General features: G+C 42.4%; 10 protein-coding genes. 9 read left to right on the top strand and 1 reads right to left on the bottom strand.

Features of this window, described 5'->3' with window-relative positions; all coding sequences use genetic code 11:
- The first annotated feature begins 279 nt into the window (after positions 1 to 279).
- Positions 280 to 510, top strand: coding sequence for a hypothetical protein (locus INT03_RS09975; protein ID WP_045454282.1), 231 nt, complete (start codon positions 280 to 282; stop codon positions 508 to 510).
- A 94-nt stretch (positions 511 to 604) separates the two neighbouring features.
- On the opposite strand, the gene INT03_RS09970 is transcribed toward INT03_RS09975, so the two are convergent.
- Positions 605 to 2,095 carry an aldehyde dehydrogenase family protein gene (locus INT03_RS09970; protein WP_193008828.1) on the bottom strand — a complete coding sequence of 497 codons (1,491 nt, stop codon included), beginning with the start codon at positions 2,093 to 2,095 and terminating at the stop codon, positions 605 to 607.
- Positions 2,096 to 2,501: 406 nt separating this feature from the next.
- On the opposite strand from INT03_RS09970, the gene INT03_RS09965 reads away from it, so the two are divergent.
- The 8 genes from INT03_RS09965 (at position 2,502) to INT03_RS09930 (ending at position 11,345) form a co-directional block, all read left to right on the top strand.
- Positions 2,502 to 3,104: a TetR/AcrR family transcriptional regulator gene (locus INT03_RS09965; protein WP_193008827.1), complete on the top strand. Its 603-nt coding sequence runs from the start codon at positions 2,502 to 2,504 to the stop codon at positions 3,102 to 3,104.
- 208 nt (positions 3,105 to 3,312) lie between these two features.
- A complete protein-coding gene (locus INT03_RS09960) occupies positions 3,313 to 4,533 on the top strand; it encodes an iron-containing alcohol dehydrogenase (RefSeq protein ID WP_193008826.1) in 1,221 nt (406 codons plus the stop codon).
- 140 nt (positions 4,534 to 4,673) lie between these two features.
- Positions 4,674 to 5,723 carry an NADP-dependent oxidoreductase gene (locus tag INT03_RS09955; RefSeq protein WP_060491217.1) on the top strand — a complete coding sequence of 350 codons (1,050 nt, stop codon included), beginning with the start codon at positions 4,674 to 4,676 and terminating at the stop codon, positions 5,721 to 5,723.
- Between the two features lie 219 nt (positions 5,724 to 5,942).
- Positions 5,943 to 6,620: a type 1 glutamine amidotransferase domain-containing protein gene (locus INT03_RS09950; protein ID WP_045446333.1), complete on the top strand. Its 678-nt coding sequence runs from the start codon at positions 5,943 to 5,945 to the stop codon at positions 6,618 to 6,620.
- 47 nt (positions 6,621 to 6,667) lie between these two features.
- Positions 6,668 to 7,297 carry a glutathione S-transferase family protein gene (locus INT03_RS09945; RefSeq protein ID WP_193008825.1) on the top strand — a complete coding sequence of 210 codons (630 nt, stop codon included), beginning with the start codon at positions 6,668 to 6,670 and terminating at the stop codon, positions 7,295 to 7,297.
- 502 nt (positions 7,298 to 7,799) lie between these two features.
- Positions 7,800 to 9,416 carry an MFS transporter gene (locus INT03_RS09940; RefSeq protein ID WP_193008824.1) on the top strand — a complete coding sequence of 539 codons (1,617 nt, stop codon included), beginning with the start codon at positions 7,800 to 7,802 and terminating at the stop codon, positions 9,414 to 9,416.
- Positions 9,417 to 9,523: 107 nt separating this feature from the next.
- A complete protein-coding gene (locus INT03_RS09935) occupies positions 9,524 to 10,819 on the top strand; it encodes an HlyD family secretion protein (protein ID WP_193008823.1) in 1,296 nt (431 codons plus the stop codon).
- Positions 10,820 to 10,910: 91 nt separating this feature from the next.
- Positions 10,911 to 11,345, top strand: coding sequence for a hypothetical protein (locus tag INT03_RS09930; RefSeq protein WP_193008822.1), 435 nt, complete (start codon positions 10,911 to 10,913; stop codon positions 11,343 to 11,345).
- Positions 11,346 to 11,352: the final 7 nt, after the last annotated feature.

Genomic DNA, 11,352 nt, shown 5'->3' with positions numbered 1-11,352 from the left:
AGTTTGAGCGTTTTCATGGGGTAATTATGATCTCAATGTATTTGGTTATCAAGGTATGTTCAATCTTAGGTGACAACGGTTGACGCCTGATATCCACGCCCTAGAAGGACGTGGATATCAGGCGCTAGATGATAATATTTTAGAATGTGACACACAGTATAGAGCGTGTTACCCGTTCAACTTAAGTCGCTATCCTCGTTGTTATCTGCGTTATACTAGCCATAAGCATTGACTATCACTGAGCTGACTGCTTAGATGGTTTATAACTAGGAGAATGTCATGACTCAAGAACACGCTTCCCATGAAAAGCGCAAAATCATCGATAAGTTTTTGATGAAACTCACCAAAGAAGAGCCGCAAATGTATTATGCTAGCACCTCTGAGGTCGCTCGTAGTATCCATACTATGATAAAAGAACACACCAATCGCCTGTCGGTAGAAGATCAGGCGCTCGTTAGACATATGACCGTCGAGGAGATACAAGACTTGCTAGGCTTTCACCTTAAATAATCACACTTTCAACGTTCCCATAAAAAAAGCCCGCTTATTTGCAGGCTTTTTTATTATTAAAACTTCAATTTAGAGCATTGAAAATATACATCGCTTAAAACGGATACTCGCGTGGCTCATGTTGCATAGATATCCAGTGCGTTCTAGTAAACTCTTCTAGCACCCACTCACCGTTAAAACGACCAATACCTGAGTTTTTCTCGCCACCGAATGGTAAGTTACTTTCATCATTGACTGAAATATCATTAATATGTGTCATGCCTGCTCTGATACCGCGAGCAAAGCGTATGCCTTTTGCCATATCTTTTGTAAATACCGCACTCGACAGACCAAACATTGAGTCATTGGCGATCGATAACGCATCATCTTCATCTTTGGCACGAATGATACCGACCAATGGTCCAAATACCTCATTACGTGACAAATCCATCTCGCGCGTCACTTCAGTAAAGATATGCGGCGGTACAACTTGTCCTTTAATCTCACCACTTAGTATCATTTTTGCACCTTCTTGCTGCGCATTAGCGATTTTCTCTTTCAACGATTCGACTTGTTTTTTGTTAATAATCGGACCAACCGCCGTGTCTTGTTTGCTCGGATCGCCGACATTTAACGTTTTAACGTGTGCCAAGAAACGCTCAACAAAGTCATCATAAATCTCGTCTTCAACGATAATACGATTGATAGCAATACAGATTTGACCTTGATGTAAGAACTTCCCAAAGGCGGCTGCTTTGACCGCTTGCTCAATATCAGCGTCTTTTAGTACCACAAATGGACTGTTACCACCCAACTCAAGCGCTACTTGTTTAATGTAGTCGCCGCCATTAGCCAACTCGCCAATGCGCTTACCGACTGAAGTAGAGCCAGTAAATGATACAAAGCTTGGGGTTTTGTGTTCAACGATCGCATCTCCTATCTCTTTGCCTGAGCCAACCACCACGTTGAGCAAGCCTTTTGGCAAACCTGCTTCTTCGAATACTTTTGCTAGCAGCAAACCACCAGTCACTGGAGTATCACTCGCAGGCTTGAGTACCACAGCGTTACCAAGTGCTAAGGCTGGTGCAATAGAACGTTGGGTCAAATGTAATGGAAAGTTCCACGGACTAATGACAGCGACGACACCGATGGGCTCACGGTAAACAAAGTTTTCTTTGCCAGGGGTGTTAGATGGACGAATCTCGCCATGTACACGACTGGGGAAAGTCGCAGCCTCAAGGGTAATGCCGCGGGTAGCAGCAAACTCCACCATGGCTTTAACACGGGTACTGCCCGACTCTTTAATGAGCCAATCGACGATTTCATCTTGGCGCTGATCTAAAATCTCAACCACTTTATATAGTACACCTGCTCGTGTCGCTGGCGTTTGCTGTGCCCACTCTTTTTGTGCCGCACTTGCTGCTTGATAAGCTTCATTAAGCTGTGCTTCTGTCGCCTGCTGAATCTTTACAAGTGTATCGCCATTGTAGGGGTTGGTGTTGGTATTGACGCTATCATCTTGACCGCTTTGCCATTCCCCTGCAATGTACTGGAGGTGGAAATCATTATAGGCATTGGCTTTGGTATTATCGGTATCAGTTAACATAATTCTTCTCATTTATTTTATGGATGTTATGTTGGTTGTCAATAAAACAGTATGGCTAGCAAATTGAGGCAGATAAAAAATAACCCTTAACACAGTTATTTATATTAAATAGCCTGCGCTCGCGACATTTGATTAAGCACATCAAAACGAAACTTGCTAGACGACTGGTCTAATGCTACCATAGACCTCATACAAATAAGCGTATTTTGTCAGCAAGTATTGTTGAAAAAACGTAACGTGACCATATCAACCCTGACAATAAGCACTCATTATAAGCAACGATAAAAATCTGCATCGACCCATAGAAAGTATCATGAATAATTGTTAATAGCGCGCTAAGTAGCATTATTCGCCATACCTTATCTCTGAAATACATTCATAAAAAATATAGGAGGACATTACCATTATGTCTGCGGCCTCAACCACAATCCCACCAGATACCAAAACGCATCTGTTAGAAACAGGCTATCAACTGATTTCCAAAAAAGGTTTTACTGCCGTCGGTATCAAACAAATACTAGACACAGCCGGTATTCCTAAAGGCTCTTTTTACCATTATTTTGCCTCAAAGGAAGCGTTCGGTGAAGCTATCATCAGTCATTATTTCACTGACTATAAGATACGCTTAGACGCCATTGGTCGTCAAAAAGTTAATGCTCAGCAAAAGATTTATGATTACTTTCAAAGCTGGTATGACACCCAGCAAAATGGCTGTGATCATGAAAAGTGCTTGGTGGTTAAGCTCAGCGCTGAGGTTGCAGATCTGTCTGAACCTATGCGCATCGCACTGAATGCTGGTTATCAGCAGACCATCAGTTGGCTTGCCGAACAAATCAAAGCAGGCTGGGCGGATGACTCTGTACCACAACCTGACAATATCGCGGCCGAGAGCATGGCCAAACGTTGGTATTTTGCTTGGCTTGGTGCCAGTTTAATCGCCAAGATTAGCCAAACCAATACACCGCTTGCAGAAGTATGGCAGATGACTACTTCTCAATTGGGACGCTAATTTCGTGCGTTAAACGCTTTTTAGCCATTTATACTTCCCTATATCTAAAGCAAAAAATTGAGTTATAAGAGAGTTTTGTAAAAATTACTAGACGACTGGTCTATTTAATGTACAATGCCCACAGTTGTAAAAACGAAAGGCTAATTTGCCACTGAGATTTTTGCACCCAATACGTCCAACACAAATATTTAATGATTTTAGGAATACTATGAATAACTTCCAATATTACAATCCAGTACGTATCGTCTTTGGTGAAGGTCAAATCAAACAACTATCGGAATTGGTACCGACTGATGCCCGTGTACTTATCACTTATGGTGGCGGTTCGGCACAGCGCACAGGTACGCTAGACGAAGTAAAAGAAGCCTTGGCTGCGAGCGGTACACGTACCGTATTCGAATTTGGTGGTATTGAAGCCAATCCAGAATTCACGACTCTTTTAAAAGCTGCAGACATGGTCAATGAGCACAATATTGACTTTTTGCTAGCGGTCGGTGGCGGCTCAGTCATTGATGGTAGCAAATTTGTGGCATTGGTATCGTCACTTACTGAAGAAGATGGCACGACTGTCTCACGCGAACAAGCATGGAATGCACTAACCAGCTATTGCAGAGACATTGATTCTGCCATCGATTTGGGTGCTGTTTTGACCATTCCAGCCACTGGCTCTGAGATGAACTCAGGCGGCGTCATCAATTATAGTGAACGTCAAGCTAAGCTACCATTTGGCAACGCACTTGCCTTCCCTAAATTCTCAATATTAGATCCAATCAAAACACTGACATTACCTGAGCGTCAAGTGATGAATGGTGTTGCGGATGCCTTTGTCCATGTCATGGAACAGTACCTAACGTATCCAGTCAATGCAAAAGTGCAAGATGCCTTTGCTGAGAGCTTGCTGAAAATCCTCATTGATGAAGGTCGTATCGTTAAACAAGATCCAGAAAACTTAGAAACTCGTAAGAATATTATGTGGACAGCGACCATGGCACTCAATGGTCTAATCGGTGCAGGCGTACCGCAAGACTGGACGACACATATGATCGGTCATGAGCTAACCTCGTTACACAGCATCGATCATGCCCGCACCCTAACCATTTTATTACCCTCAGTAATGCGCGAGTTGAAAGACAGCAAAAAAGAGAAACTACTTCAATATGCACATAATGTCTGGAATATTACGCTTGATGATACCCATCAAGACGAAGACGCTGTCATTGAAGCCGCTATTGTCCGTACCGAAAACTTCTTCCGCGACCTTGGCTTGCCCGTCAGTTTAGAAGATGCAGAACTTGATGCGTCAGCTATTGACCCAATTATCAAGCAGCTTGAAGCGCACAACATGGTTCAGTTAGGTGAGCACAGCAACAATGATTTAGAAGTGTCACGTCGTATTCTACAACGTGCTATTAGTAGCAAAGCTGCTTAATAAAAACACCACCGTAATAAGAAACACATATTGTTATGCTATTTATAGTAGTTACTCAGTGCTGAGCAACTACTCCATTCACCAGTAAATATTAAAATCAATAGAATCTTAAAATCAATAAATAGAAAAGGAATCTGATAATGAGCTTTGATAAACAACAAAATCAAAAAACAAACCGTCAAATTAAATTGGCAAGCCGTCCAACAGGTGAGCCAAAAGCTGAAAACTTTGACATGGTAACCAGCGATATCCCATCGCCAAATAACAATGAAATGCTGCTGCGTACCGTTTACTTATCATTAGACCCATACATGCGTGGACGTATGAGCGATGCGAAAAGCTATGCTGATCCGCTAGAAGTGGGTGATGTCATGATGGGTGGCACGGTTGCCCAAGTCGTTGAATCCAATATCGACAAATTTGCTGTGGGTGACTTAGTGGTCTCAAACTCAGGCTGGCAAGACTATAGCGTCAGTGATGGCGAAGGCGTCTTAAAGCTTGACAAAAACATGTCAAATCCATCTTATGGTTTAGGCGTACTAGGTATGCCAGGCTTTACCGGTTACATGGGTTTGACCGACATCGGTAAGCCGCAAAAAGGAGAAACTTTGGTCGTCGCTGCCGCAACGGGGCCCGTTGGTGCAACGGTAGGTCAAGTTGGCAACCAATATGGCTTACGTACCGTTGGTGTGGCTGGTGGCAAGGAAAAATGTGACTTTGCTGTCAATGAGCTAGGCTTTGATGTCTGTATTGACCATAAAGCGGATGACTTTGCCGAGCAATTAAAAGCGGCTTGCCCAGATGGCATCGATATCTATTACGAAAACGTCGGTGGCAAAGTATTTGATGCCGTTATGCCATTATTAAATGCGCATGCACGTATCCCAGTCTGTGGTCTGGTCTCGCAATACAACGCCACTGAGCTACCTGATGGTAAAGATCGTCTAGGCGTATTAATGGGCAACATTCTAAGCCGTCGTCTCACCATCAAAGGTTTTATTATTTTTGAAGAATATGGCGATCACTTCCCAGAATTCTTAAAAACCATGAGCAAATGGGTCGAGTCAGGCGATGTTAAAACCAAAGAATATATCGCTGAAGGCTTAGACGATGCACCAAATGCCTTTGTTCGCATGCTAAATGGCGATAACTTCGGTAAAACAGTGGTTAAAGTTTCTGAGGTTGAATAACAGAACCAATGGTTATCAGTTGGTTGAATCGCAAATAACGACTTAACAACATAACTTGCTAAGACAACCACTGAAAATGACCTCTCAACCATGAATACTGTTCTATGAATACCGCTAGCAGTCATTGCAAATACTCATATTGATTACAGATGATTAATTAAGCATGACTGCTAACAATCCATGATTTAAAGACAACATTAATAATAAATAAGGACGATTATGAATATTTTAATGGTACTAACCTCACATGATAAGTTGGGCGATACTGGCAAAAAAACGGGCTTTTGGCTAGAAGAATTTGCCGCGCCTTATTACGCTTTTATCGATGCGGGCGTCAATGTGACACTTGCTTCTCCTGCTGGCGGGCAGCCACCGCTTGATCCGAGCAGCGATACTGAAGACACGCAAACGAAAGATACCAAGCGCTTTAAAGAAGACAGCGATGCTCAAAAGCATCTTGCCAATACTGAAAAACTCGCTGATATGAACGCTGAAGATTTTGATTCAGTCTTTTATCCAGGCGGTCATGGTCCACTATGGGACTTGGCAGTTGATAAAAATTCGATCAATTTGATTGAGACGTTTGTCAAACAAGACAAACCTGTCGCCTTTGTTTGTCATTCTCCAGCCGCTCTTAAAAATGTCAAAATTGACGGTGAGTATTTAGTCAAAGGCAAAACAGTGACTGGCTTTACCAATTCAGAAGAAGACGCCGTTGGTCTAACAGATGTCGTGCCATTCTTAGTAGAAGATGCACTAAAAGCCAATGGTGGTAACTATGAAAAAGCCGCTGATTGGGAATCATTTGTGGTCGAAGATGGCTTGCTGATTACGGGACAAAACCCAGCGTCATCAGAGGAAGCTGCCAAGCGCTTAATCACTAAGCTGAAAGGTTAATATCTTTTTAACGTTAATATAATAGACCATGCAAAAAGGCCACTATCATGATTCGCTTACATCATCTCAACCAGTCTCGCTCATTACGTATTTTATGGCTTTTAGAAGAGCTGGGCGTGCCTTATGAGATCATTAGTCATCAACGCGATCCTAATACTCATTTGGCACCAGACAGTTTAAAGGCGGTACATCCACTCGGTAAATCTCCGGTTATCGAGATGGATGGTCAACTTTATGCTGAGTCGGGTGCAATCACTGAGTTATTGATTGAGCGATTTGCGCCAGAGCGCTTACGTCCTACGACTCATAGCATAGACTATGGACATTATCTGCAATGGATTAACTTTGCTGAAAGCTCGCTCATGTTGCCGTTATTACTGGAGCTATTTACCAAAAAAGCCGGTATCGTCGATAACGAGTTTTTAGATGGTTATATCAGTCAAGAAAAACACAGACTGTTGAGCTATCTAAACGAGGAAGTTGCAGATAAGTCATTTATCGTTGGTCATAAGCTAAGCGGCGCTGACTTTATGCTGTCTTTTGACTTAATCATGCTGGCTAAGCGCGAAGCGTTAGATGATTATCCGCATATCAAACAGTATGCTTTACAACTTGCCAGTCTTGATAGCTATCAACGTGCCATGCGTTTAGAGGCGAATTATGATCACTCTATTTAGTACCATGGTCTAACTGTTTATCGACTATTTAATGTATAAAAAACAGCTCTTTATAGAGCTGTTTTTTATGGGCAAAAATGACCTGAGTCGTAGCTATGTGACATACAGTCAAGGAATTTTAGAATCGCTACAAGGCGACCGACCGCAGATAGTACACTGAGTACATCTAAGGCGGGTAACACCGTAGCGGTTTAAAAGTGCTCTGACTATAGCACTGTGTTTCTTATCGTCTATCATTGACAGACAGCTGCATCTATCTTTTAACTTGATTTTCAATGTGTGAGTTATGCGTGATAAATGCTCAACAAAAATTATGATAAAATATTCAAAACAGGGTTTAGAATACTTTTTTGGTTTTATCAGTCTACTAAATGACTTTCTGTTAAATGGCTTTTTATTAAATGACTTTGAACGTCTTGAGCTTCATGACTATCCAACGAGCGCGATGCTTGTTTAACAACGGCTATACACCATTTTATCCCTCTACGCAGATTATCCATCCATGAGTACTGAATACCAGTTTAAGCCCCATGAACGACCATTCATGCTTGGCTCGCCTGCCACCCCTGATCACCCTGTGCACCGTAAAGTATTTTATTTACTGATTGGAATATTTATTGGCTTAACTGCCAGCTTTCAGAATGGTCTATTGGTCGCGAATCTCACTCAAATCCAAGGTGAAATGGGCTTAACACCAGTAGAAGGTGGCTGGATATCAGTCGCTTACAATATGACCAATGCTTGTGTCACGGTGCTGCTGTACAAAATTCGCCAGCAATTTGGCATGTCGTTATTTAGCAAAATCACTTTGTTCTTTTTATTGGCAGCCACCAGTATGCAGTGGTTGGTCAGTAGCAATCTACTCAGTACGACGATTGGGGTTAGCATTGAGCCTTATTATTTAGAACTGCTCGCCCGTGGCTTTAGTGGTGTGGTGGCTAGTGCGATGACGGTATTGTCTATTTTTTATTGTCTACAAGGCATGCCAACCGCTCGGCGTATCAGCGGACTTATTTTGGGCTTTGGCTTGGTGCAGTTTGGCATTCCACTGTCACGGATTATCTCGCCTTATTTAGCCGTTGATGGTCAGCTTGAAGGTTTATTTTTATTTCAAGTGGGATTATCGCTGATTTGCTTTGGGCTTATTAACATTCTTGAGCTACCACCGGGCAACACGGAAAAGGTCTTTGAAAAACTTGATTTGGTGAGTTTTGGCTTTTTTGCCAGTGGTCTTGCCGCCCTATCCGTATTTTTAGTACAAGGTAGAATTCAATGGTGGACAATGCCTTGGCTTAGCTATCCACTGATTATTGCCGTCGTGACTATCTCGATTGCTTTATGGATTGAGACGCACCGCAAAAACCCTATGTTACAAGTGCGCTGGATGCGTAGTCGCACCATTATTGCCTTTATGATTACTGGTGCCGTCATGCGTATTTTGCTGTCTGAGCAAAGTGTGGGCGCCGCAGGATTATTAGCAAACCTTGGTTATGGTAATGACCAGCTGATTGTTTTTTATGCCATCATCTTGGTGGCTAGCATACTGGCATTAGTGATTAGCATTTTTACCACCAAGGCGACGGATCTGCGCCGACCAGTGATTTTTGCGGTTGCATTGATTGCGATTGGTGCATGGGTAGATACGGGTGTGTCGCTAAACTCTGCCCCTTATATGTTCTATTTCAGTCAGTTTATAATCGCTTTTGCTGCCGTTTACTTTATGGGACCAATGGTATTTGAAGGTATGTTTCGCGCCATTGCTAACGGACCTGCCTATATTATTAGCTTTTCGGTTATTTTTGGTATTTCACAAACGGTCGGTGGTTTGGCAGGCGCGGCAGGTATTCAAGCATTTACCACCATTCGTACTCAGATGCATTATGCCGATATGGTCAGTTCAATGAATACCACTGATCCTGCTACGATGACCCAAATGCTACAGGGTGTGCAACGTCAAGCCACGGTCGCCGCTTATGACGATTTATTCTTTTTGATGGCTGTGGGCGCCACTATCACCGCGCTATATTTATTGATGATTTATTTTTATTACCTTTATCATAAACGCAATCCACTTGGTAAAGAACTTGCCGCATTGGCAGAAATGATGGGCAAAAAATAATAGGTGATAATCATATCGATTTGTTGCTGTTACCTTTTCTTCTTATGCTAATTACTATATTTTAAAAAGTTATCCACTATGTTTACTAATCTCATTAGGAGCGCATCATGAGCGAAGACAAGTTAAATGATCTTGATGACCATAATCAAGACACCGCTCAAGATGCTACCCAAAATACTGCTGAAAACAATCAGACATCATCCAATGCAGCAGCAATAGAGATGCCTCTAAAACAATCGAAAAATGATGATACTGTGACTATACCGAAAACAGAGGACTCGGTAATAACGTCCGTTGCTGATGCTGATGAAACGCCAATGCCGCCAAAAGAGCCTATTCCTGACGCTACGGGTTGGTCGCCTAAAAAGAAATCTTACTTTAACCTAGGCTTATTGATTGCACTAATTATTATTGGCGTACTTTTGATTCTTTATGCGTGGAAGCTACCGCCCTTTACGCCTACGGTTCAGCAGACTAATAATGCCTTTATAAAAGGTCAAACAACGATTATCAGCCCACAAGTTTCTGGCTATGTCACAGAAGTGGCAGTGCAAGATTTTGAAAATGTACAAGCAGGTGATTTATTGGTCAAGATAGACGACCGTGCCTTTTTGCAGCAGCTCGAACAAGCACAAGCCAATATCGAAGTCGCTATGACCGACCGCTCAAGCAATGCGCAAGATACGGGTACCAGTCAGGCGCAAATCGAAGCACGTAAAGCGGACTTATATAGTGCCAAAGTTAGCGTTGATAGTGCACGCGAAGATGTAAAGCGCTATCAAGGGCTTGATGCGATTGGCGCAGTATCCAAAGCAGAAGTTGCTCATGCCCAAGCTCAGCTCGCTCAAGCACAAGCTGGCGTGCAGCAAGCAGAAGCCAATTTACAAGTCGCCCTTGAGGCCAGCAAAAAAACCAGTGGTAGCCGCTCATCACTCGATGCCAATATTAAAAATGCAGAAGCAGTTGCTAAGCAAGCACAGATTAATTTAGACAATACGATTATTACTGCCCCTGAATCAGGACAACTGAGTCAAGTCAGCGTCAAAGCTGGGCAATATGTCAGCGCGGGTACACAGCTCATGTATGTGGTGCCAAAAGGCGTGTGGATTATTGCCAACTTTAAAGAAACCCAAGTGGCAAATATGACTGTCGGTGAGCCTGCAACTATTCATGTGGATGCGCTAGGCGGCGCTACGTTTCGAGGTCATGTCAGCAATATCTCGCCAGCGACTGGCAGTGAATTTAGCGCGGGCGCGGCAAACCCTGCAACTGGCAACTATATTAAAATCGCTCAGCGTATTCCGGTACGAATAGATTTAGAGCAAGGACAACCTGAGCTTGCGCAATTGCGCCCCGGTATGTCGGTATCGGTCGATGTCGATACTCAAAGAAACGAAAGGTAAAAGAATATTTGCTTGCTACTATTCATCATTTTTGATGCTGCGTATGTTTATAGTCAGTTTATGATAAATTGACTATATGAAAGGAATGATAATGCGGAATAAGATAATAGGGTTAAGTGCTTTACTCATTTTATCAGGGTGCATAAAAAATCATAAAAATACGGAAGTTCAATTGGTCGAGTTTAAACGGACATCATCATATTATGAAATAACTTTTTTGTCAGAAGCTAATTTTTCAATACGTGAATCAACTAGAAATACAGGGAGTTATATACATTGTATCAACGATAAACGAATCTATGGTGATAAATACATTCCTGACTACTCTTCGAATAATTATTTGAGCGGCAATATTCCTAAAAACACCAAACCTACTGCTGACACACTTTCAGATCAATACATCTATAGCATCAAACTTGATTCTTCAACATACTTAGAGAACGACAAAACTTTATATTGCCGTATATTTACAGGAAACTTCCCAGGAAAGCTAAAAAAGTCGCAAGTACTCGAGCTTATACCATAAAGCTTTT

It is taken from the genome of Psychrobacter sp. PG1, from assembly GCF_014897815.1.
Lineage (GTDB): Bacteria > Pseudomonadota > Gammaproteobacteria > Pseudomonadales > Moraxellaceae > Psychrobacter.
Note: the sequence above shows the minus strand (reverse complement) of the source record. Positions and strands in the feature narration are given on the sequence as shown.